This window comes from Micromonospora sp. AMSO31t, assembly GCF_008868175.1.
In the GTDB taxonomy this organism is placed as follows: Bacteria; Actinomycetota; Actinomycetes; order Mycobacteriales; family Micromonosporaceae; genus Micromonospora.
Genome location: NZ_WBKT01000093.1, coordinates 1 through 21,505, shown reverse-complemented (window position 1 = coordinate 21,505; position 21,505 = coordinate 1). Strand labels below are relative to the sequence as shown.

The following is a 21,505-nucleotide window of genomic DNA, read 5'->3' as shown; positions in this document are numbered from 1 at the left end:
CGACCCGGACGAGGTCGCGAAGGCCGCCGCCCTGATCGCCGCCGCCTCCCGGCCGGTGCTCATCGCCGGCTCCGACGTGTACGCGGGCGACGCCGTCGAGGCGCTGCGGGCCGCCGCCGAGTCCCTCCGGGTGCCCGTGTTCACCAACGGCATGGGCCGCGGCGCGCTGCCGCCGCAGCACCCGCTCGCCTTCGCCAAGGCCCGCCGGGTCGCCCTCAAGGGCGCCGACGTGGTCGTGGTGGTCGGCACCCCGCTCGACTTCCGGCTGGGCTTCGGCGACTTCGGCGACGCGCAGGTGGTGCACGTCGTGGACGCGCCCAGCCAGCGCGCCGGGCACGTCCAGCCGGCCGCCGCGCCCGCCGGTGACCTGCGGCTGATCCTCACCGGGTTCGCCGAGCACCCCGGCGACCGGGCCGACCACGCCGACTGGATCGCCCACCTGCGCACGGCCGAGGACGCCGCGAGGGCGCGCGACGCGGAGGAGATGGCCGCCGAGACCGACCCGATCCGCCCGGCCCGGGTCTACGGCGAGCTGCGCAAGGTGCTCGCCCCCGACGCGATCACCATCGGCGACGGCGGCGACTTCGTCTCGTACGCCGGGAAGTACCTGGAGCCCGCCCAGCCCGGCACCTGGCTCGACCCCGGCCCGTACGGCTGCCTGGGCACCGGGATGGGCTACGCCATGGGGGCCCGGGTCAGCCACCCCGACCGGCAGATCTGCGTGCTCATGGGCGACGGCGCGGCCGGCTTCTCGCTGATGGACGTGGAGTCCCTGGCCCGCCAGCGGCTCCCCGTGGTGATCGTGGTCGGCAACAACGGCATCTGGGGCCTGGAGAAGCACCCGATGCGGGCCATGTACGGCTACGACGTGGCCGCCGACCTCCAGCCCGGGCTGCGCTACGACAAGGTGGTCGAGGCGCTCGGCGGCGCGGGCGAGACGGTGGAGAAGGCCGCCGACCTGGGTCCGGCCCTGGCGCGCGCCTTCGACGCGGGCGTGCCGTACCTGGTCAACGTGCTGACTGACCCGTCCGACGCGTACCCCCGGTCGTCGAACCTGGCCTGACCTCGACGCCGCGACCGCCGTCGCCCGGGTGACCGGCGACGGCGGTCGCGTCGTTGCGCCCGGAGGCGAAAATCAGCGGTCTGTCAGCGCTTGTCGCCGTAGCGTCAGCGCCGTCGCTCAAGGTGGGGTGACCAGCGAGAACGACGGGAGCAACGATGACGTACGCGATCCGCGCGGAGGGTCTGGTGCGCCGCTTCGGCGCCACCACCGCGCTGGCCGGGGTGGACCTGGCCGTCCCCACCGGGACGGTGTTCGGGCTGCTCGGGCCGAACGGGGCGGGCAAGACCACGGCCGTCCGGGTGCTGGCCACCCTGCTCGCCGCCGACGAGGGGCACGCCACCGTGGGCGGCTACGACGTCCGCCGCGACGCCCACCGGGTGCGCCAGCTGATCGGCCTCACCGGTCAGTACGCCTCGGTCGACGAGAACCTCACCGGCACCGAGAACCTGCTGCTCATCGGCCGGCTGCTCGGGCTGTCCCGGGCCGACGCCCGGGCCCGCGCCCGGGTGCTGCTGGCCGACTTCCAGCTCAGCGACGCCGCCGAGCGGGCCGCCAAGACGTACTCCGGCGGCATGCGCCGCCGCCTCGACCTGGCCGCCAGCCTGGTCGGCCGCCCGCAGGTGCTCTTCCTCGACGAGCCGACCACCGGGCTCGACCCGCGCAGCCGCAACGAGCTGTGGGACATCGTCCGCACCCTGGTCACCGACGGGGTGACCGTGCTGCTCACCACCCAGTACCTGGAGGAGGCCGACCAGCTCGCCGGCGAGATCGCGGTGGTCGACCACGGCCGGGTGATCGCCCAGGGCACCCCGGAGGAGCTGAAGGCGAAGGTGGGCGGGCAGGTGCTCGCCGTCCGGCCGGTGGACCCGGCCGACCTGCCCACGGTGCTCGCGGTCACCGGCGAGGTGGCCCGGGCCACCCCGGAGGTGGCCCACCAGACCGTCACCGTCGGCGTCAGCGACCCGGAGGTGCTGCCCGCGGTCGTCCGCCGCCTCGACGACGCCGGAGTGCGCGTGGCCGAGCTGGCCCTGCGTGGCTCCAGCCTCGACGAGGTCTTCCTCTCCCTCACCGGCCACCGGGCCGAGGAGGCCACCCCCACCCTGGAAGGGAGCCCGGCATGACCACCCTCACCGCCACCGCGTCCCCGGTCGGGCCGGCCCGCCGGCCGGGAGTTCTCGCCGGCCTGCGGCACACCCTCACCCTGGCCTGGCGCAGCCTCGTGCAGATCAAGCACAACCCGATGGAGCTGCTCGACCTGAGCGTCCAGCCGGTCATGTTCGTGCTGCTGTTCACGTACGTCTTCGGCACGGCGATCTCCGGCTCGCCCGGGACGTACCTGAAGTTCGCGCTGCCCGGCATCATCGTGCAGACCGCCCTCTTCGCCACCATGACCACCGGGTTCGGTCTCAACCAGGACCTCACCAAGGGCGTCTTCGACCGGCTCCGCGCGCTGCCGGTGGCGCGGTGGGCGCCGCTGGCCGGCCGGATCGTCGCCGACACGGTCAAGCAGGCCTGGTCCCTGGCGCTGCTGCTCGGGGTCGGCATGATCCTCGGGTTCCGGCTCGGCAACGGCGTGGCCGGGCTGCTCGGCGCGCTGGTCCTGCTGCTCGTCTTCACGCTGGCCGCCTCGTGGCTCTCGGTGCTGGTCGGTGTGCTGGTCAGCGAGCCGGACAAGGTGCAGATCTTCGGCTTCATGGTGATCTTCCCGCTGACCTTCACCAGCAACGTCTTCGTGCCGACCGACCGGATGCCGAGCTGGTTGCAGCACTGGGTGGAGGTCAACCCGGTGACGATCCTGGCCGACGCGCTGCGCGGGCTGCTGGTCGGCGGGCCGGTGGCCGCTCCGGTGGGGCAGTCGCTGCTCTGGGCCGCCGGGATCCTGCTGGTGTTCGCCCCGCTGTCGGTCCGGGCGCTCAGGCGTCGAGTGTGACGGCCACCGCCTCCGCGGCGGTCTCCCAGCGGTAGGACAGCCCGCCCGCGTACGCCTCGGCGAAGCCCGCCTCGCCGAGCGCGTCGCGGGCGGCCGTCTCCACCCGGGGGCGGTCCAGCACCGTGTGGTCCGGGCCGCCCCGGATCCCGGTGGCCGCACCGAGCAGCCGGGCGGCGGCGGCCGGCCGGTCCAGCCGCAGCGCCAGGTCGGCGTACCCGACCAGCACGGCCGCGACCACGGGGGCGTCCTGCGAGCCGACGGCCAGCTTCAGGGCCTGGTCGTGCCGGGTCCGGGCGGAGTCGAGGTCACCGTCGCCGGCATCCAGCACGGCCAGGGTGGAGGCGTGGAGCGCCCGCCACTGCGGGGCGATCGCGCGGTCGCCCACCAGCCGGGCGCTCTCCGTGAGGCAGGCCCGCGCCCCGGCCCGGTCGCCCTCGGCACGCAGCAGTTCCGCCCTGCCGTACGCGACCGCCGCCCGGGTCTCGTCCGACCCGGAGAGCTCGGCCTCCTGCACCGCCCGGTCCAGTTCCGCCCACGCCCGGCGCCGGTCGCCGCGCCGCCACAGGTTGTGCGCCAGCCGCAGCCGCATCTCCGGCACGTCCTCGCGGACGCCCAGCGCCTCGAAGTAGGTCATGGCCTCCTCGTGGTACGCCGTGGCCTCGGCGGCCTCGCCGCGCCGGTCGAGCAGGTCGGCCAGCGAGGTGAGGCTGAACGACATGCCCCACCGGTCGCCGACCGTCCGGTAGTGCGCGAGCCCGGCCCGCAGGTCCGCCTCCGCGTCGGAGTCCGGCAGGCCCCCGTTGAGCAGGGCGTGGGCCCGGATCAGCCGGGCGATCCCGGCCACCCACGGGTCCGGGTCGTCGAACAGGGTCACCATGGCGGCCATGGCCGGCGGCTGGAAGTTCGTCTCGAAGGCCGCCGCGATCGGCGCGGTGAGGCGCAGCAGCGGGTGTTCGTGCTCGTGCCCGAGGGACAGCTCGACGGCCCGGGCCAGCCACGCGCTGCTGACCGTGACGTTGTCGGGGCGGGTGGCGATCAGGTTCAGCGCGGCGGTGGCCAGGGCGAGCGCGGTGGCGGTGGGCGGCGCCCCGGCCACCCCGGGCAGCGCGAGCACCTGGCCGGCCAGGTCGGCGCCCTCGGCGCGCTGGCCGGTCAGCCACCAGTACCAGCCCAGCGCGGCGGCGTACCGCACGGCGGTGGGGGCGTCGCCGGCGGCGATCGCGTGGCGCAGCCCGGCGTGCAGGTTGTCGTGGTCGGCCGAGAGCCGGCGCAACCAGTCCAGCTGCGCCGCGCCGCGCAGCTCCGGCTCGGCCGTCTCGGCCAGCGCCAGGTACTCGGCGGCGTGCGCCCGCCGGACGGCGTCCGTCTCGCCGGCCTCGGCCAGCCGGTCCAGGCCGTACTCGCGGATGGTCTCCAGCATCCGGTAGCGCGGCTCGGCCGTGCCGCCCGCCACCACCAGCGACTTGTCCACCAGGGCGGTGATGTCGTCGAGGACGTCCGCGACCGCTCCAGGTCGTGGCGCGGCGGCAGGCGCGCCGAGCTGGAGTGGTCGTACGGCGGCGCAGACCCGCTCCACCGCGTCCAGGGTGGCGCCGCCGGCGAAGACGGCCAGCCGCCGCCAGAGCGCCCGCTCGCCGTCGCCGAGCAGGTCCCAGCTCCAGTCGACCACGGCGCGCAGTGTCTGGTGCCGGGGCAGGGCCGTCCGGCTGCCGCCGGTGAGCAGCCGGAACCGGTCGTCCAGCCGGGTGTCCACCTGCGCCGCGGTCATGGCGCGCAGCCGGGCGGCGGCCAGTTCGATGGCGAGCGGCATGCCGTCCAGCGCCCGGCAGATGCGCACGACCGGGCCGACCGTGGCCGCGTCCACCGCGAAGTCCGGGCGAACCGCGCCGGCCCGGTCGGCGAAGAGCCGCACCGCCGGGTACGCCAGCGCGGTCGCCGGGTCCACGTCGGCCGGGGGCAGGGCCAGCGACTCGACCGGCCGCAGCGCCTCACCGGTGATGCCCAGCGGCTCCCGGCTGGTGGCCAGCACCCGCAGCCCCGGGCAGGCGGTGAGCAGCCGCTCGGTGAGGCCGGCCGCCGCGTCGAGCAGGTGCTCGCAGTTGTCCAGCAGCAGCAGGACGGTGCGCCCGGCGAGCGCGTCGACCAGCCGCCCCACCGGATCGGCCGGCTCGGGGGCGCCGCGGCCGGCCCGGGCCAGCAGCGCCTGCTCGCGCAGGCCGAGCGCGGCGAGGGCGGCCTGCGGCACCTCGGCCGGGTCGGTGACCGGGGCGAGCGGCACGAGCCACACCCCGTCCGGGAAGCGGCCGGCCACCGCCCGGCCCGACTCGACCGCCAGCCGGGTCTTGCCGGCCCCGCCCGGACCGGTGAGGGTGGCCAGGCGAGACCGGTCGAGCAGCCCGGCGACCCGGGCCACCTCCTCCTCGCGCCCGACGAAGCTGGTCAGCGTGGCGGGCAGGTTCCCGCGGGCGGCCCGGTCGCCGCCCGCACCGGCCCGGTCCGCGGCCCGGTCCGTCGGAGCGCGGCCGTCGGCGCGACCGGGGCCGACCGCCGGCTCGCCGCGCAGGACCTCCAGGTGCAGGGCCGCCAGCTCGGGGCCCGGGTCGGCGCCGAGGGTGTCGGCGAGGGTGGCGCGCAGCCGTTCGTACTCGGCGAGGGCCTCGGCCGGATGGCCGGCCCGGTGCAGCGCCCGGATCAGCAGCCCGGTGAGCCGCTCCCGCAGCGGGTGGGCGGCGACCAGCTCGCGCAGCTGCGGCAGCAGGGCGTCCGGCGCGGCCCCGTCCAGCCGCGCCTCGGTCAGGTCTTCCGTGGCGGCGAGCCGCAGCTCGGTGAGCCGGGCCACCGGCGCCCGGGCGAAGTCGGCGCCGGCCACGTCGGCCAGGGCCGGGCCGCGCCACAGCGCCAGCGCCTCGGCGAGCCGGCGGCAGCCCTCGGCCGGGTCGTCGGCGAGCCGGGTGCGGCCGGCGCGGACGCCGGCCTCGAACCGGTGCGCGTCCACGTCGTCCGGGGCGACGGCGAGCCGGTAGCCGCCGGGTTGCGCCTCGACGGGCAGCCCGGCCCGGCGGAGCCGCGACACCAGGGCCTGGAGCGCGTTCGCGGCCCCGGCCGGCGGCTCACCTGCCCAGAGCGCGTCGGTGAGCCGGCCCACGGTGACGGTGCGACCCGGCTCCAGGGCCAGCAGGATCAGCAGCCGGCGCAGCCGGGCGCCGCCCACCTCCACCGGCGTGCCGGTGTCGGTGCGCAGCTCCAGGGGGCCGAGCAGGCTGATCCGCACGGCGTCGATTGTGCCCGCCCGGCGCCGGGCGGCGGCGCTCAGACCTCCGGCCGGTCCCGGTCGTCCTGCCCCCGGCGCAGCTCTTCCTCACGCCGGCGCAGGTCCTCCTCCCAGCGGCGGAGGCGTTCCTGGTCGTCGGCCCGTTTGCGCTCGGCGAGCGACGAGAGGAACTCGGGGTCGTCGTCCGGCGCGACCGGCCGGGGGCGGTGCTGCTCGGAGAAGCCGTTGCCCACGGGCCAGGCGGTCCGCGTCCGCCGGGCGCCGGCCTCCCGGCCGGCCACGAACCAGGCGATGGAGCCGACCAGCGGGAAGAACAGGATGATCAGCACCCAGGCGACCCGGGGCAGCGCGCGGATCTCGCCCTCCTCGGCGGAGAGGCAGCTGATCAGGGCGCAGACGGCAAGCACGAGCTGGGCCAGGAAGAGCAGCCCGTAGAGGCGAACCATGCCCGACATCATGGCGCACCGGGGACGGTCAGCGCAGCCCGCGCAGGACGTGCACCACCCCCAGCGCCGCCAGCCCGGCCGCGGCCAGCGCGGTGAGCGGGATCGACCAGCGCTCCGGCCGCCGTGGCCCGGCGCCGGTGGCCCGACGCCAGTCGACCAGCAGGACGCCCAGCCAGGTGACCACGGCCAGCCCGGCCAGCAGCGCGTCGACCCTGCGCCCGGTGAACGCCAGCCGGAGTTCCAGCACCAGGATCACGGTGACCGCGAGCAGCGTCCGCCGCCAGGCCAGCCGGGTGCGTTCCGGTTGCAGCCCCGGGTCCCGCCTCACCCGAGGCCCCGGACCAGCACGGCGACCACGAGCAGCAGCGCGCCGAGCGCGACCACGAGGGCCAGGACGGCCGGGAAGCGGGACGCGGGCAGCTCCTCGTCCAACCGGATGGCCCGCTCGGTGCGCGCCCAGTGGTCCACCGCCCGGACCGCGACCGTGGCGCCGAGCAGCAGCAGCGCGACGGCGATCACCTCGCGCAGGTGGGCCAGGGGGAGCCGGGGGAGGAACTGCGCGGCGGCCAGCCCGCCGGCGATCAACGCGAGCCCGGTGCGGAGCCAGGCCAGGAAGGTCCGCTCGTTGGCCAGCGAGAAGCGGTAGTCCGGCCTGCTGCCGACCGACCGCAGCTCACGCGGGTCGAACCAGCCCCTGATCGCCTCCCACACGACGTCGATTATCCGCTTTGCCCGGTGCCTAGCCTGAAGGGATGACCGATCTTGACGCGCGGAGCCTGCGCGACGCCTACGACACCCAGATCCGCCCCGAGCTTCCGGACCCGGTGCCGGCCGGGGTGACCATCGACCGGGACGGTCCGCTGTTCCGCGTCCTCAACCTGGACCGGGGCGGCTTTCTCACCTACCGCACCCTGGACGGGCTGGCCGGCGCCGAGCTGGACGCGCTGATCGCCCGGCAGGTGGAGTTCTTCCGCGCCCGGGGCGAGTCGGTCGAGTGGAAGCTCACCGGGCACGACGAGCCGGCCGACCTGGGCGACCGGCTGCGCGCCGCCGGCTTCGTGCCGGAGGAGCTGGAGACCGTCGTGGTCGGCCCGGTCGCGGCCCTGGCGGCCGCCGTCCCGACGCCGCCCGAGGGGGTACGCCTGCGCGAGGTCACCAGCCACGAGGACCTGGAGCGGATCGCCGCCATGGAACAGGCGGTCTGGCAGGAGGACCGGAGTCACCTGGTGACCGGGCTGGCCCGGGAGATCGAGGCCGACCCGCAGTCCATCACGATCGTGGTGGCCGAGGCGGGCGACACCGTGGTCAGCGCCGGTTGGGTGCGCTACCTGCGGGGCACCGGCTTCGCCACACTGTGGGGCGGCTCGACGCTGCCGGAGTGGCGGCGCAAGGGCGTCTACCGGGCGCTGGTGGCGTACCGGGCGCGGCTGGCCGAGCAGCGCGGCAAGACCCTCGTGCAGGTGGACTGCTCGCCGGACAGCCGGCCGATCCTGGAGCGGCTCGGTCTCGTTGCGGTCACCACGACCACCCCGTACGTCTACACTCCGTGATCATGGAGCGGTTGACGGCGGACGAGCAGCTCACCCTCAAGACGGGAGCCTTCGGGGCCGTCTTCCTGGTCTCCAACGCGGTGCCCGGGATGCTCGCCATGGTGCGGGAGAGCATGGCCGCCTCCGGCGCCCTCGCGGACGCCAGCGGGGTGGTCAAGGAGGCGCTCACCACGGGTCCGCTGCCGCAGTTGCCCCGGGACTCGGCGCTGGAGATCGAGGCGACCGTGCTGCCGGCGCTGGGCCGGGCCGTGGAGATCCTGCGGACCAAGTCACCGGGGGACGTCGAGGCGTACCGGTCGGTGGTGCTGGCCGCCGCGGACCGGGTGGCGCAGGCCCACCGGGGTGTGACGCCGGCCGAGGCGGCGGTGATCGACAAGATCAGGCATGCGCTGGCCGAGCCGGCGTGATCGGCTCGGCGGACCAGAGCGCCCGCACGCTGGCCCGCACGCAGCGGTCGCGGACGCGGCCGCAGGCGCAACGGTAGGTCTCCGGGAGCATGCGGCGGCAGGCTCGGCGGGCGGTCCGGGGGCCGTCCGCCGCGTCCCGCCGTCCCGCCGAAACGTTCTTTTCCGGCATATCCGTCACCTCCCTGTTTCGGGAGCTTACCCGCCGCGACGGAGCCCGGTGAGCTGTGTCACTCTGAGGCACCGGGGAGCGGATGCTACTTGCGGGTAACATAACCGCCGTGGGCAACTGCACAGCTCCGCGCGGTTGACCGAACGTTAAGTCACGCGCGAGGCTGCGCCCGTGACCGGGCGAGTGATCGCTACACCAAACAGGAGGGTCGTCGAAGCGCGATGAACATCGTCGTACTCGTCAAGCAGGTGCCCGATTCGGGCGCGGACCGCAACCTGCGTCCTGACGACAACACCGTCGACCGCGGTTCGGCGAACAACGTCATCAACGAGATGGACGAGTACGCCATCGAAGAGGCGTTGAAGATCAAGGAGGCGCACGGCGGCGAGGTCACCATCCTGACCATGGGTCCGGACCGGGCGACCGAGTCGATCCGCAAGGCGCTCTCCATGGGGCCGGACAAGGCCGTGCACGTGGTGGACGACGCCCTGCACGGGTCCTGCGCCGTGACCACCTCGAAGGTGCTCGCCGCCGCCCTGGGGCAGCTCAACGCCGACCTGGTCATCTGCGGCGCCGAGTCGACCGACGGCCGGGTCCAGGTCATGCCGCACATGATCGCCGAGCGGCTGGGCGTGGCCGCCCTGACCGGCGCGCGCAAGCTCACCGTCGACGGCGGCACCCTGACCGTCGAGCGGCAGACCGAGGAGGGCTACGAGGTGGTCACCGCCTCGACCCCGGCCGTCGTCTCCGTCTGGGACACCATCAACGAGCCGCGCTACCCCTCCTTCAAGGGCATCATGGCCGCCAAGAAGAAGCCGGTGCAGACGCTGTCCCTCGGTGACCTGGGCGTCGCTCCCTCCGAGGTGGGCTTCGACGGCGCCACCAGCGCCGTGCTCGAACACACCAAGCGCCCGCCGCGTTCCGGCGGCGCGAAGATCACCGACGAGGGCGAGGGCGGCGTGAAGCTGGTCGAGTTCCTCGCCACCGAGAAGTTCGTGTGAGAGGTCTGGACATGTCTGAGGTTCTCGTCGTCGTCGAAGCCACCAAGGAATTCGGCGTCAAGAAGGTCACCCTGGAGATGCTCACCCTCGCCCGCGAGCTGGGCACCCCGAGCGCGGTCGTGCTCGGTGGCGCCGGCGCCGCCGAGGCGCTGAGCGCCAAGCTGGGCGAGTACGGCGCGGAGAAGATCTACGCCGCCGAGGGCGAGGAGATCGACGGCTACCTGGTGGCCCCGAAGGCCACCGTGCTGGCCGAGCTGGTCGGGCGGGTGCAGCCGGCCGCCGTTCTGCTCGCCTCCTCCCAGGAGGGCAAGGAGATCGCCGCCCGCCTGGCCGTCAAGCTGGAGAACGGCATCCTGACCGACGTGGTGGGCCTGGCCGCCGACGGCACCGCCACCCAGGTCGCCTTCGCCGGCTCCACAATCGTCAAGTCCAAGGTCACCAAGGGCCTGCCGCTGGTCACCGTCCGGCCCAACTCGCTCAACCCGGCGCCGGCCGCGGCCACCCCGGCGGTCGAGCAGCTCACCGTGTCGGTCTCCGACGCGGACAAGCTGGCCAAGGTCGTCGAGCGGGTCGCCGAGCAGAAGGGCTCCCGCCCGGAGCTCACCGAGGCGTCGGTCGTCGTCTCCGGCGGTCGCGGCGTCGGCAACGCCGACAACTTCAAGCTGGTCGAGGAGCTGGCCGACCTGCTCGGCGGCGCGGTCGGCGCGTCCCGGGCCGCGGTCGACTCCGGCTTCTACCCCCACCAGTTCCAGGTGGGCCAGACCGGCAAGACCGTCTCCCCGCAGCTCTACGTCGCGCTGGGCATCTCCGGCGCGATCCAGCACCGGGCCGGCATGCAGACCTCGAAGACCATCGTCGCGGTGAACAAGGACGCCGAGGCGCCGATCTTCGAGCTGGCCGACTTCGGCGTGGTCGGTGACCTGTTCAAGGTCGTCCCGCAGGCCGCCGAGGAGATCCGCAAGCGCAAGTGACCCCGGCACGACACGAGCCGCCGTCCGGTGATCCGGGCGGCGGCTCGCTGTGTCGCGGCCCCTTCCATGCGGTGGAAGGGAGCTGATCGGCGGGCCGGGGAGCTGAGCCGGCCCGCCGATCAGCCCGTCAGGGTGCCCCTCAGCAGACTGTCGCCGGAGTGGGCGGGCTTGTCGTCGAACTGTTCGGCGGAGACGTCGACCACCGAGTAGGTCCGGAGGTCCACGTTCGCGGGCATCGGCAGCACCTCATCTCCCGACGCCTTGCTCAGGGTACCCAAGGAGAACATCCGCATCGTTTGGGGATCGATCAGCCAGACCTCGTAGTACCCCGGAACGCTCGGGAGATTCGCCACGTGCACGTGCAACTGGTGGTCGCCGAGCACCCGGGCGGACCCGGAGGCGTCCTTCGGCGTCGACCCGAACGCGGCCAGCGGCGCGCTGGCCAGCACCGTCGGCTGTGGCGCCGGCTCGTCACCACGGCCCAGCACGGCGGCGGTGCCCACCACGCCGATCAGGGCGGCGGCCGCGGCGTTGACCGGCGAGGGGGTCGACAAGGCGATCCTCACGGTCGACGACGCGGCGGTGCCGGGCCGGGGCGAACATCAGCCTGGCCGCCCCCTTGAGCGCCGACGGCAAGCCGCTGATCACCCCGTTCGTCAACGACGTGTCCAGGCTGGACGCCGGGAAGGCGCCGCTGATCGTCCGGCACACCGCGGCCGAACGGCAGCCCCCGGCTCGCCCTCATCACCTGCGGCGGCCCGTTCGACGCGAAGACCCGCCACTACCGGGACAACATCGTCGTCACCGCGGCGCCCACCTGAGCGTCCGGACCGCCCGGCCCCGCCCCCGTACGGGACGGGCGGTCCGGCATCCGGCGGCACGCCGGTCGGCCGTTAGGCTGAGCGGTGATGGCATACCTGGATCACGCGGCGACGACCCCGATGCTCGACGAGGCACTCGAGGCGTACGTCGCCACGGCCCGCGAGGTGGGCAACGCGTCGTCGCTGCACGCGGCGGGCCGGCGCGCCCGGCGGCGGGTGGAGGAGTCCCGGGAGCGGGTGGCCGCCGTGCTCGGCGCCCGCCCGTCCGAGGTGATCTTCACCGGGGGTGGCACGGAGAGCGACAACCTGGCCGTGAAGGGCATCTTCTGGGCCCGCCGCGCCGCCCACGCCGAGCGCGTGCGGGTGGTGTCCAGCGCCGTCGAGCATCATGCCGTGCTGGACGCGGTGGACTGGCTGGCCGGGCACGAGGGCGCCGAGGTCGGCTGGCTGCCGGTCGACGCCGCCGGCCGGCTCGACCCGGAGCGGCTCCGCGCCGAACTGGCCGCGCACGGCGACCGGGTGGCGGTGGTCACCGCCATGTGGGCCAACAACGAGGTGGGCACCGTGCAGCCGGTGGCCGAGCTGGCCGCGGTGGCCGCCGAGCACGGGGTGCCGTTCCACACCGACGCCATCCAGGCGGTCGGCCAGGTGCCGGTCGACTTCGCGGCCAGCGGCGTGGCCGCGCTCACCGTCACCGGCCACAAGCTGGGCGGCCCGACCGGCGTCGGCGCCCTGCTGCTGGCCCGCGACGTGGCCGCCACCCCGCTGCTGCACGGCGGCGGCCAGGAGCGTGACGTCCGCTCCGGCACCCTCGACACCGCCGGCATCGTCGCCTTCGCGGTCGCCGTCGAGGCCGCCGTGAAGGGCCAGCAGGAGTACGCCGCCCGCGTCGCCGCGCTCCGCGACGACCTGGTCGAGCGGGTCCGGCAGGCGGTCCCCGAGGTGGTCTTCAACGGCGACCCGACCGACCGGCTCCCCGGCAACGCGCACTTCTCGTTCCCGGGCTGCGAGGGGGACGCGCTGCTGCTGCTCCTCGACGCCCAGGGCATCGCCTGCTCGACCGGCTCGGCCTGCTCCGCCGGGGTGGCCCAGCCCTCGCACGTGCTGCTGGCCATGGGCGCCGACGACGACCGGGCCCGCTCGTCGCTGCGCTTCACCCTCGGCCACACGAGCACCAGGGCGGACGTCGACGCGCTGATCGCCGCGCTGCCGGCGGCCGTGGAGCGGGCCCGTCGCGCGGCCGCCCTCCGCACTCCCCGCTGACCCGGATACCCTCGGTGATGACGAGGGGAGTGAGCTGGTGAGGGTTCTGGCGGCGATGTCGGGCGGGGTGGACTCCGCCGTGGCGGCGGCGCGCGCGGTCGAGGCCGGGCACGACGTGACCGGTGTGCACCTGGCGCTGGCCCGCAACCCGCAGACCTACCGCACCGGCGCCCGGGGCTGCTGCACCCTGGAGGACTCCCGGGACGCCCGCCGCGCCGCCGACGTGCTCGGCATCCCGTTCTACGTCTGGGACATGGCCGACCGGTTCCACGAGGACGTGGTGGACGACTTCGTCGCCGAGTACGCGGCCGGCCGTACCCCGAACCCGTGCCTGCGCTGCAACGAGAAGATCAAGTTCGCGGCGGTGCTGGACCGGGCCGTGGCCCTGGGCTTCGACGCGGTGGTCACCGGCCACCACGCCCGGCTCGGTCCCGACGGCCTGCTGCGCCGCAGCGTCGACGCCGCCAAGGACCAGTCGTACGTCCTCGCGGTGCTGACCCGGGCGCAGCTCGACCGGTCGATCTTCCCGCTGGGCGACTCGACCAAGGCGGAGGTGCGCGCGGAGGCCGCCCGGCGCGGTCTCGCGGTGGCCGACAAGCCGGACTCGCACGACATCTGCTTCATCGCCGACGGCGACACCCGGGGCTTCCTGTCCCAGCGGCTCGGCGAGGCGCCCGGCGAGGTGGTGGACGCGCTCACCGGCGCGGTGGTCGGCAGCCACACCGGCGCCTACCAGTACACCGTCGGGCAGCGACGCGGCCTGCACCTGGACCGGCCCGCGCCGGACGGCCGCCCGCGCTACGTGCTCTCCATCACCCCGAAGACCAACACGGTCACCGTCGGCCCCGCCGAGGCCCTGGAGGTCGCCGAGGTCCGCGCCGCCCGCCCGGTCTGGACCGGTGGCGCGCGCCCCGACGGGCCCATCGAGTGCGAGGTGCAGCTCCGGGCGCACGGCGACGTGGTGCCGGCGACCGTGTCGCTGGACGCCGACGGGCTGCACGCCGACCTGCGCCGCCCGGTCCGCGGGGTGGCCGCCGGCCAGGCGATCGTCGCGTACCGCCCGGACCCGGCGGGTGACGTCGTGCTCGGCTCGGCCACCATCACCGGCTGACATCCCCCGAGGGGTGGATAGGCTGCGGCGGTGAGTGAGACGACCTGGCCGTGGGGAGTGGGGACGGCGACGGGGATCGGGTCGTTGCCCGGCACCGACGTCGCCGAGGCGCAGCGCATCGTGCTCGGTGAGCTGCCCGACCTGCCGCACCTGCCCGAGCTGCCCGCCCGCGGCCCCGGCGCCGACCTGATCGGCCGCACCGGCGGGCTCCTCGTCGAGCTGCCGGTCGAGCTGTACGCGGCCCGCTGGCGGATCGCCCCGCGTCCCGGCAAGGACCTGCGCCGCGCCCGTGACCTGATGGAACGCGACCTCGACCAGCTCGCCGAGCAGGCCGAGGACTACGCCGGCCCGGTCAAGGTCCAGGCCGCCGGCCCCTTCACCCTGGCCGCCTCGCTGGAGCTGCCGATCGGCGGCCGGCTGCTGCGCGACCCCGGCGCGGTCCGGGACCTCGCCGGCTCGCTCGGCGAGGGCCTGCGCGGGCACGTGGCGGCGGTGGCCCGGCGGCTGCCCCACGCCTCGGTGCTGCTCCAGCTCGACGAGCCGTCGCTGCCCGCGGCACTGGCCGGCCGGGTGCCCACCGAGAGCGGGTTCGGCACCCACCGGGCCGTCGAGTCCGAGGTGGCCCGCACGCTGCTGCGCGGCGTCATCGAGGCGGCCGGCGTGCCGACGGTGGTGCACTGCTGCGCGCCGGACGTGCCGCTGGACCTCATCCGCACCGCCGGTGCCGTCGGCGTCGCCCTCGACCTGGCCCTGGTCACCGACCTGGACCCGCTCGGCGAGGCGATCGACGCCGGGTTCGGCCTGCTGGCCGGCGCCGCGCCCGCGCTGCCGCCGCCGGCCGGTCGCGCGCCGACGTCGGCCCAGGTCGCCGACCGGGTACGCCGGGTCTGGGACCAGCTCGGCTTCCCCCGCCGCCGGCTCGCCGAGCAGGTGGTGGTCACCCCCGCCTGCGGCCTGGCCGGGGCCACCCCGGCGTACGTGCGGGAGGTCCTCGCCGCCTGCCGGGACGCCGGCCGCCGGCTCGCCGAGGAGTGAGGTTTCCTGTCGTACGCCGGGGGCAGGATGACCGGCATGATTGGACAGCTGCGTTCCGTGGTGATCGACTGCCCTGATCCGCGCGCGCTGGCCGGCTTCTACGCGGAGCTGCTCGGCCTCCCGCTGATCGAGGACAACTCCGACGGCGACGACTGGGTGGTGCTCGGCGGCCGGCCGGGGCACCAGCCGCGTCTCGCCTTCCAGAAGGCGCTCGACCTGCGTGCCCCCGAATGGCCCGACCCGGAGCGGCCGCAGCAGTTCCACCTCGACGTCACGGTCGACGACATCGAGGCCGCGGAGAAGGCGGCGCTCGCCCTCGGTGCGCGCCGGCTGCCCGGCGAGGGGGAGGGTTTCCGGGTCTACGCCGACCCGGCCGGCCACCCGTTCTGCCTCTGCTGGGACTGATCCGCCCCACCCCCGGCTTGCGCGGGCGGGGCATGATCGCCACCGTGATCGACTCCGCCCCGCGCCGCGCGTCCGGCTCGCTGTTCGGCCTCGCCTACGGCGACGCCCTGGGCAAGCCCACCGAGTTCCTCACCGTCGCCGAGATCGTCCGCCGCTACGGCCCGGCCGGCCCCCGGGAGCTGACCGGCGATCCGGCGCTGGTCACCGACGACACCCAGATGGCGCTTGCCGTGGCGTGGGCGCTGCACGACGCCCCGGCCTTCACGGCGGAGGCGGTGGAGCCGTTGCTGCGGCGGCGCTTCCTCGACTGGGCGGTCAGCCCCGACAACAACCGCGCGCCCGGCATGACCTGCCTGCGCGCCTGCGCCGAGCTGGACCGGGGCACCCGCTGGCAGGAGGCGACGGTCGCCGGCTCGAAGGGCTGCGGGGCGAACATGCGGGTCACCCCGGTCGGGCTGCTCGACGTCGACCTCGACACCCTGGCCGGGCTGGCCCAGCTCCAGGCCGGCCTGACCCACGGGCACCCCACCGGCCTGGCCGCCAGCGAGCTGACCGCGTACGCGGTCCGACTGCTCCGCGACGGCGCCGCGCTGCCCGACCTGCCCGGGCTGCTCACCGACCGGGCCCACGCCCAGCGCACGGTCTACCGGGACGACTGGCTCGGCGACCTGTGGCAGCGCCCGGGCGAGCGGACGCCGGCGGAGTTCATCGCCCGGGGCTGGGACGACTGCCTGCGGGTGCTCGGCCGGCTCGACGCGGCGCTGGCCCGCCCCGACGACGGCGGCGACCCGTGCCGGCTCACCGGCGAGGGCTGGATCGCCGAGGAGGCGCTGGCCACCGCGCTGCTCTGCGCGCTGCGCCACCCCGACGACCCGGTCGGCGCGCTGGCCCGCGGCGCCACCACGGCCGGAGACTCGGACTCGATCGCCGCCCTGGCCGGCGCCTTCGTGGGCGCCGCGCACGGCATGTCGGCCTGGCCGGCCGACTGGTCCACCCGCATCGAGTACGCCGACCAACTGCGCGCCCTCACCGCCCCCCTGGACTGACCGGGCCGCGCGCCTCCCTGCGCCCTCGCCGCGTTGATCATGAAGTTATTGCCACGACACGCCGCCGGGTGAGGCAACAACTTCATGATCGACAGGGTGGGAGCAGGGCGGGCGGCGGTGGTCGGTGCCGGGTCAGGTCGTCAGGTGGGGCAGGCGGCGGACGCCGCGCCACACGTCGGGGTCGCAGGCGCCGGCGCGGTCCTCGAAGGCGGTGACGGGCAGCGGGATGGGCTCGCTGATGTCCAGGAAGCTGTCGTGGTCGGCGTCCGGGTCCCAGCTGCGGGTGGGGATCGGCAGGTGGTCGTCCCGGTCCGACTTGTCCTGGCTGGTGATCTTCAGGACCTCGGCGTCCCGGCCGTCGACCCGCAGCACCAGGCAGGGGCGCACCTTCGAGCCGGTCCCGTCGGCGTAGGGCACGTCGGCCCACCAGATCTCCCCGGGGCGGGGTGCGGTCGCCGGACCCTGCCCGGCGTCCCGCGGCCGCGGTGCCGCGCCGGTACGCCCGCGTGGCGGGTCGCCGCCCGTCTGCCCGCGCGGCGGGTCGCCGCCGGTCCGCCCGCGCGGCGGGTCGCCGCCGGTCCGCCCGCGCGGCGGGTCGCCGCCGGTCCGCCCGCGCGGCGGGTCGCCGCCCGGTCGAGCGCCGCCAGGCCGACCGCCGGGCCGGGAACCACGGCGCTCGGCCCGCGCACCGCCGCCCTGATGGGCCGCCGTCCCGGAGCGGTCGTCCGCCGCGTCCGTCCGCCCGTCCCGGCGCCCCTCACTCCGACCCGCCTCGGCGGATCGGTTCGCGGCCCGGCGTCGCCATTCGCCCCACAGCCAGCCGGCCGCGACACACGCCACGATCACCGCCGCCCAGAGCAGCCCGTCGCGCATCCGTACCCCCCGCCTCTCGCCCGTGCCGGCCCACCACCGCCCGGCGATCCTCGCACGCCGGCCACCCCGTCGCCCCGCACCACGGACGCCGGCCCCGACCCGGGAACCGCTGGTCGATCAGGGGGTTGGCGGAGTGGAATGTTCGCTTCGGCGCTGCCAATCCCATGATCGACGGGGAACGGAACGACGGGGTGGGGGCGGTTGTCGGGCCCGCCCGCTACGGTGCGGGGGTAGCACGATCACGGGAGGTCGACGACGGTGTCCGAAGGCGGCAGGGTGTCCGAAGAAGCGATTCCCCAGGCGGTCAGCCCCGCGCAGGAGGCGGCGGCCGGCGCCGAGCCGACCCCGGAGGCGCGGGAGCGGCACGCCACCCTGAGCCAGGAGCTCACCGAGCACCAGTACCGCTACTACGTGCTGGACGCGCCGACCGTCTCCGACGCCGAGTTCGACAAGCAGCTCCGCGAGCTGGAGGCGCTGGAGGAGCAATATCCGGCCCTGCGCACCCCCGACTCGCCGACCCAGCGCGTCGGCGGCACCTTCTCCACCGACTTCACCCCGGTCACCCACGCCGAGCGGATGCTCTCGCTCGACAACGCCTTCGCCGACGAGGAGCTGGCCGCCTGGGCCGAGCGGGTCGAGCGGGACGCGGGCGGCCCGGTGCCCTACCTCTGCGAGCTGAAGGTCGACGGCCTGGCCATCAACCTGACCTACGAGAAGGGGCGGCTGGTCCGGGCCGCGACCCGGGGCGACGGGCGCACCGGTGAGGACGTCACCGCCAACGTCCGCAGCATCCGCGACGTGCCGGCCCGGCTGACCCCCTCCGACGACTTCCCCGACGTGCCCGAGTTCCTCGAGGTGCGCGGCGAGATCTACTTCCCGGTGGCCGCCTTCGCCGACCTCAACGCCGGCCTGGTCGAGCAGGGCAAGGCGCCGTTCGCCAACCCGCGCAACGCGGCCGCCGGCAGCCTGCGCCAGAAGGACCCGCGGATCACCGCCTCCCGGCCGCTGCGCCTCGTGGTGCACGGCATCGGCGCCCGCCGGGGCTTCCAGCCGGCCGCGCAGTCGGAGTCCTACGCGGCCCTCCGGGCGTGGGGGCTGCCGACCAGCGACCGCTGGCGGGTGGTGCCCGACCTGGCCGGGGTGGCGGAATACATCGCCTACTACGCCGAGCACCGGCACGACGTCGAGCACGAGATCGACGGCGTGGTGGTCAAGGTCGACCCGGTGTCGATCCAGGGGCGGCTGGGCTCGACCAGCCGCGCGCCGCGCTGGGCCATCGCCTTCAAGTACCCGCCGGAGGAGGTCACCACCAAGCTGCTCGACATCGACGTCAACGTCGGGCGCACCGGCCGGGTCACCCCGTTCGCCGTCCTCGAACCGGTCCGGGTGGCCGGCTCCACGGTCGCCCTGGCCACCCTGCACAACGCCCGGGAGGTCGAGCGCAAGGGCGTGCTCATCGGCGACACGGTGGTGCTGCGCAAGGCCGGCGACGTCATCCCCGAGGTGCTCGGCCCGGTGGTCGACCTGCGCCCCGCCGACGCCCGCCCGTTCGTCATGCCCACCGCCTGCCCGGCCTGCGGCACCCCGCTCGCGCCCGCCAAGGAGGGCGACGTCGACATCCGCTGCCCCAACTCGCGCAGCTGCCCGGCGCAGCTCCGGGAGCGGGTCTTCCACCTGGCCGGCCGGGGCGCCTTCGACATCGAGGTGCTCGGCTACAAGGGCGCCGCCGCGCTGCTCGACGCCGGGATCATCCACGACGAGGGCGACCTGTTCGCGCTCGACGCCGATCAGCTCTCCCGCTCGCCCTTCTTCGTCAACAAGGACGGCACCCTCGGCAGCAACGCCACGAAGCTGCTCGACAACCTGGCCGTGGCCAAGGAGCGGGAGCTGTGGCGGGTGCTCGTCGCGCTCTCCGTCCGGCACGTCGGCCCGACCGCGGCGCAGGCGCTCGCCCGGCACTTCCGCTCGGTCGAGGCGATCGACGCGGCGAGCGAGGAGGAGCTGTCCTCGGTGGACGGGGTCGGCCCGACCATCGCGGCCAGCATCAAGGAGTGGTTCGCCGTCGACTGGCACCGCGAGGTGGTGCGCAAGTGGGCCGAGTCCGGCGTGCGGATGGCCGAGGAGGCCGGCGAGGAGGGCCCGCGCCCGCTCGAAGGGGTGACCGTGGTGGTCACCGGCACGCTGGCCGGGTTCAGCCGCGACCAGGCGTCCGAGGCGATCCAGAGCCGGGGCGGCAAGGTCACCGGCTCGGTCTCCAAGAAGACCGGCTTCGTGGTGGTCGGCGACAACCCCGGGTCCAAGGCCGACAAGGCCGCCGACCTCAAGCTGCCGATCCTCGACGAGGACGGCTTCCGGGTGCTGCTGGAGTCCGGCCCCGACGCGGCCCGCGAGGCGGCCCGCATCGAGGGCTGACCCGCCCTGGCGGCGCCCCCGCCGCGCATTCCAACTTAATTACGACTACGACCGATTCGTGACTGTCGTGTCGGGGAAACCGGCACCGAGGGCGTTTCATTGGCGTACGGCGCGTGACGGCGCGTGCCAGGGCCGACCCCGGGAGGTGCGATGGAGACCGGCGACCCGCGAAACTCCGTCCCGCCCGGGCGGACCGGGCCGTTCTTCGGCTTCGTCACCGTGGTCGGCATCCTGGCCCTGCTCGTCTCGGCCGGCCCGCTGGCCGCGCTCCCCGACGAGCTGCCCCACCTGCCGGCCGCCTTCTGGACCATGGCGGCGCTCGCCGTCGCCTGCGACGCCCGGCCGTTCGTGCCGCCCGGCCGACGCCAGACCTCGGCGGTCTTCCCGTCGACCTGCTTCACGTTCGCCATCCTGCTCGGCTGGGGGCTCGGCCCGGCCGTCGCCGTGCAGGCCGTGGCGGTGGCCGTCTCCGGCTGGCGGCTCGGCTACGCCGGCTGGCGCACCGCCTTCAACGGCGCCCAGTACGCGTGCGCGCTGGCCGCCGCGTACGCGGTCACCCGGCTCGGCCCGGGCGAGCTCTTCGGCGGCGGCCGGCTGCACTGGACCGACGTGGCCGCGGTCGGTGGCGCCACGGCGACCTGGTTCGTCGTCAACTACGGCCTGGTCAGCTGCGCGATCCGGCTCCGGTTCGGCGACCGCTGGTGGCCCAGTGTCCGGCAGGGCCTGGCCTATGAGCTGCTCTCCACCGGCTCGCTGCTGCTGCTCGCCCCGGTGCTGGTGGCCGCCGCCCGGGCCAGCGCCGCGCTGATCCCGCTGGTGCTGGTGCCGCTGTTCGCGGTCTACCGGATGGCCCGGCTCTCCGCTGAGCGGGAGCAGCTCGCCGACCTCGACCCGCTCACCGGGCTGCCCAACCGCAAGGCCCTGCTCACCGAGGTCGCCGAGCAGGTGCACCTGCACGCCGAGCGGGCCGCCCGCGGCGAGCCGGACGCCCACCTGGCCCTGCTGCTGCTGGACCTCGACCGGTTCAAGCACGTCAACGACGCGCTCGGGCACGCCGTAGGTGACCGGCTGCTGGTCGAGGTGAGCGCCCGGCTCATCGAGGTGGTCGACGGGGAGGATCTGGTGGCGCGGCTCGGCGGCGACGAGTTCGCCATCGTCGTACCCGGGCTCACCGGCACCGACCAGGCCCGCGAGCGGGCCGACCGGGTGGTGGCGGCGCTCGCCGAGCCGGTGCCGCTGGACGGCCTGCCGCTGGACGTGGGCGGTTCCATCGGCATCGCCCTCTTCCCCGAGCACGGCGAGGACTTCGCCACCCTGATGCGCCACGCCGACGTGGCCATGTACGACGCGAAGCACCGCAACGACACCGTCGCCGTCTACGCGCCCGAGTCCGACCACAACTCCGCCGAGCGGTTGAGCCTCCTCGCCGACCTGCGCCGGGTGCTGGAGTCCGGGCCGCCGGCCCGGGCCGAGGAGCCGACCGGCGTCCGCGGGGGTGACGGCGCGGCGCTCGCCCCGGCGCCCGGCCTGCCCGCCCCGGCGGCGGGGCCGGCCCGCGGCGACGCCCTGCCCCGCAACGGCGGCCGGTCCGGCGGGGCGCGACCCGGGTCCTCCGGCAACTCGGGTGGGACCCGCGTTACGCCGCGTCGGGACCTGGAACCACCGGCGCGGTGGCGGCTGCGGCGGCGCGAGCGGGTCGAGGTGCGGCACGACGACGAGCTGATCAACCGG

At 75.3% G+C, this 21,505-nt stretch carries 20 protein-coding genes and 1 pseudogene; 15 read left to right on the top strand and 6 right to left on the bottom strand.

Features of this window, described 5'->3' with window-relative positions:
- From F8274_RS20125 to F8274_RS20115, 3 genes are all read left to right on the top strand, one after another.
- A partial coding sequence (locus tag F8274_RS20125; protein ID WP_151463923.1) for an acetolactate synthase occupies positions 1 to 1,063 on the top strand: 1,063 nt, incomplete at its 5' end.
- A 155-nt stretch (positions 1,064 to 1,218) separates the two neighbouring features.
- Positions 1,219 to 2,184, top strand: a complete 966-nt coding sequence (locus tag F8274_RS20120) for an ATP-binding cassette domain-containing protein (protein ID WP_151463922.1) — start codon at positions 1,219 to 1,221, stop codon at positions 2,182 to 2,184.
- A complete protein-coding gene (locus F8274_RS20115) occupies positions 2,181 to 2,993 on the top strand; it encodes an ABC transporter permease (protein WP_151463921.1) in 813 nt (270 codons plus the stop codon). Before F8274_RS20120 ends, F8274_RS20115 begins: the two co-directional genes overlap by 4 nt.
- Here F8274_RS20115 and F8274_RS32475 read toward each other — a convergent pair.
- From F8274_RS32475 to F8274_RS20095, 4 genes are read right to left on the bottom strand one after another with little or no spacing between them, the layout of a single operon-like run.
- Positions 2,977 to 6,264: a BTAD domain-containing putative transcriptional regulator gene (locus F8274_RS32475; RefSeq protein ID WP_151463920.1), complete on the bottom strand. Its 3,288-nt coding sequence runs from the start codon at positions 6,262 to 6,264 to the stop codon at positions 2,977 to 2,979. The two genes, F8274_RS20115 and F8274_RS32475, sit on opposite strands and share 17 nt — an antisense overlap.
- 38 nt (positions 6,265 to 6,302) lie before the next feature.
- On the bottom strand, positions 6,303 to 6,710 hold the full coding sequence (locus F8274_RS20105; RefSeq protein ID WP_151463919.1) for a PLD nuclease N-terminal domain-containing protein: 408 nt from the start codon (positions 6,708 to 6,710) through the stop codon (positions 6,303 to 6,305).
- Positions 6,711 to 6,738: 28 nt separating this feature from the next.
- A complete protein-coding gene (locus F8274_RS20100) occupies positions 6,739 to 7,038 on the bottom strand; it encodes a DUF202 domain-containing protein (RefSeq protein ID WP_151463918.1) in 300 nt (99 codons plus the stop codon).
- Entirely contained in the window at positions 7,035 to 7,421 is a 387-nt protein-coding gene (locus F8274_RS20095; protein ID WP_151463917.1) for a YidH family protein, read from the bottom strand. The genes F8274_RS20100 and F8274_RS20095 overlap by 4 nt, the downstream gene beginning before the upstream one ends.
- 41 nt (positions 7,422 to 7,462) lie before the next feature.
- Between F8274_RS20095 and F8274_RS20090 the strand changes: the two genes are divergently transcribed.
- From F8274_RS20090 to F8274_RS20075, 4 genes are all read left to right on the top strand, one after another.
- Positions 7,463 to 8,260 (top strand): GNAT family N-acetyltransferase, encoded by a 798-nt coding sequence (locus F8274_RS20090; RefSeq protein WP_151463916.1) that lies wholly within the window; start codon positions 7,463 to 7,465, stop codon positions 8,258 to 8,260.
- A 2-nt stretch (positions 8,261 to 8,262) separates the two neighbouring features.
- The gene (locus F8274_RS20085) at positions 8,263 to 8,667 is read left to right on the top strand and encodes a hypothetical protein (protein ID WP_151463915.1); all 405 of its coding nucleotides are present in this window, start codon (positions 8,263 to 8,265) and stop codon (positions 8,665 to 8,667) included.
- A gap of 390 nt (positions 8,668 to 9,057) precedes the next feature.
- A complete protein-coding gene (locus F8274_RS20080) occupies positions 9,058 to 9,837 on the top strand; it encodes an electron transfer flavoprotein subunit beta/FixA family protein (RefSeq protein ID WP_151463914.1) in 780 nt (259 codons plus the stop codon).
- 11 nt (positions 9,838 to 9,848) lie between these two features.
- Positions 9,849 to 10,808, top strand: a complete 960-nt coding sequence (locus F8274_RS20075) for an electron transfer flavoprotein subunit alpha/FixB family protein (RefSeq protein WP_151463913.1) — start codon at positions 9,849 to 9,851, stop codon at positions 10,806 to 10,808.
- Between the two features lie 119 nt (positions 10,809 to 10,927).
- On the opposite strand, the gene F8274_RS20070 is transcribed toward F8274_RS20075, so the two are convergent.
- Positions 10,928 to 11,362, bottom strand: coding sequence for an anti-sigma factor (locus F8274_RS20070; protein ID WP_225853878.1), 435 nt, complete (start codon positions 11,360 to 11,362; stop codon positions 10,928 to 10,930).
- A gap of 165 nt (positions 11,363 to 11,527) precedes the next feature.
- On the opposite strand from F8274_RS20070, the pseudogene F8274_RS32020 reads away from it, so the two are divergent.
- The 6 genes and pseudogenes from F8274_RS32020 to F8274_RS20040 all read left to right on the top strand — a co-directional run.
- Positions 11,528 to 11,629 (top strand): annotated as a pseudogene (locus F8274_RS32020) (sortase); the annotation flags it as partial.
- 87 nt (positions 11,630 to 11,716) lie between these two features.
- The gene (locus F8274_RS20060; protein ID WP_151463911.1) at positions 11,717 to 12,892 is read left to right on the top strand and encodes a cysteine desulfurase family protein; all 1,176 of its coding nucleotides are present in this window, start codon (positions 11,717 to 11,719) and stop codon (positions 12,890 to 12,892) included.
- Positions 12,893 to 12,929: 37 nt separating this feature from the next.
- The gene (mnmA, locus tag F8274_RS20055) at positions 12,930 to 14,003 is read left to right on the top strand and encodes a tRNA 2-thiouridine(34) synthase MnmA (RefSeq protein ID WP_151463910.1); all 1,074 of its coding nucleotides are present in this window, start codon (positions 12,930 to 12,932) and stop codon (positions 14,001 to 14,003) included.
- Between the two features lie 30 nt (positions 14,004 to 14,033).
- Positions 14,034 to 15,038: a methionine synthase gene (locus F8274_RS20050; protein ID WP_151463909.1), complete on the top strand. Its 1,005-nt coding sequence runs from the start codon at positions 14,034 to 14,036 to the stop codon at positions 15,036 to 15,038.
- A 36-nt stretch (positions 15,039 to 15,074) separates the two neighbouring features.
- Positions 15,075 to 15,443 carry a VOC family protein gene (locus tag F8274_RS20045; RefSeq protein ID WP_192579901.1) on the top strand — a complete coding sequence of 123 codons (369 nt, stop codon included), beginning with the start codon at positions 15,075 to 15,077 and terminating at the stop codon, positions 15,441 to 15,443.
- A gap of 32 nt (positions 15,444 to 15,475) precedes the next feature.
- On the top strand, positions 15,476 to 16,489 hold the full coding sequence (locus F8274_RS20040; RefSeq protein WP_151463907.1) for an ADP-ribosylglycohydrolase family protein: 1,014 nt from the start codon (positions 15,476 to 15,478) through the stop codon (positions 16,487 to 16,489).
- Positions 16,490 to 16,621: 132 nt separating this feature from the next.
- Here the strand turns inward: F8274_RS20040 and F8274_RS20035 are convergent, their stop codons facing one another.
- Positions 16,622 to 17,362 (bottom strand): type II toxin-antitoxin system PemK/MazF family toxin, encoded by a 741-nt coding sequence (locus tag F8274_RS20035; protein ID WP_151463906.1) that lies wholly within the window; start codon positions 17,360 to 17,362, stop codon positions 16,622 to 16,624.
- A gap of 276 nt (positions 17,363 to 17,638) precedes the next feature.
- Between F8274_RS20035 and ligA the strand changes: the two genes are divergently transcribed.
- Together ligA and F8274_RS20025 are read left to right on the top strand one after the other, a co-directional pair.
- Positions 17,639 to 19,774: an NAD-dependent DNA ligase LigA gene (gene ligA / locus F8274_RS20030; RefSeq protein WP_151463905.1), complete on the top strand. Its 2,136-nt coding sequence runs from the start codon at positions 17,639 to 17,641 to the stop codon at positions 19,772 to 19,774.
- Positions 19,775 to 19,924: 150 nt separating this feature from the next.
- Positions 19,925 to 21,505: GGDEF domain-containing protein (locus tag F8274_RS20025; protein WP_151463904.1), on the top strand; the 1,581-nt coding region annotated here is incomplete at its 3' end.

Excerpts from the sequence above, each read along its gene's own strand:
- F8274_RS20085 (WP_151463915.1), top strand. The coding sequence starts at position 8,263 with ATGGAGCGGTTGACGGCGGACGAGCAGCTCACCCTCAAGACGGGAGCC.
- F8274_RS20080 (WP_151463914.1), top strand. The coding sequence starts at position 9,058 with ATGAACATCGTCGTACTCGTCAAGCAGGTGCCCGATTCGGGCGCGGAC.
- F8274_RS20040 (WP_151463907.1), top strand. The coding sequence starts at position 15,476 with ATGATCGCCACCGTGATCGACTCCGCCCCGCGCCGCGCGTCCGGCTCG.
- F8274_RS20060 (WP_151463911.1), top strand. The coding sequence starts at position 11,717 with ATGGCATACCTGGATCACGCGGCGACGACCCCGATGCTCGACGAGGCA.
- F8274_RS20090 (WP_151463916.1), top strand. The coding sequence starts at position 7,463 with ATGACCGATCTTGACGCGCGGAGCCTGCGCGACGCCTACGACACCCAG.
- F8274_RS20075 (WP_151463913.1), top strand. The coding sequence starts at position 9,849 with ATGTCTGAGGTTCTCGTCGTCGTCGAAGCCACCAAGGAATTCGGCGTC.
- F8274_RS20045 (WP_192579901.1), top strand. The coding sequence starts at position 15,075 with ATGATTGGACAGCTGCGTTCCGTGGTGATCGACTGCCCTGATCCGCGC.
- F8274_RS20105 (WP_151463919.1), bottom strand. The coding sequence starts at position 6,710 with ATGGTTCGCCTCTACGGGCTGCTCTTCCTGGCCCAGCTCGTGCTTGCC.
- F8274_RS20120 (WP_151463922.1), top strand. The coding sequence starts at position 1,219 with ATGACGTACGCGATCCGCGCGGAGGGTCTGGTGCGCCGCTTCGGCGCC.
- F8274_RS20035 (WP_151463906.1), bottom strand. The coding sequence starts at position 17,362 with ATGCGCGACGGGCTGCTCTGGGCGGCGGTGATCGTGGCGTGTGTCGCG.
- F8274_RS20115 (WP_151463921.1), top strand. The coding sequence starts at position 2,181 with ATGACCACCCTCACCGCCACCGCGTCCCCGGTCGGGCCGGCCCGCCGG.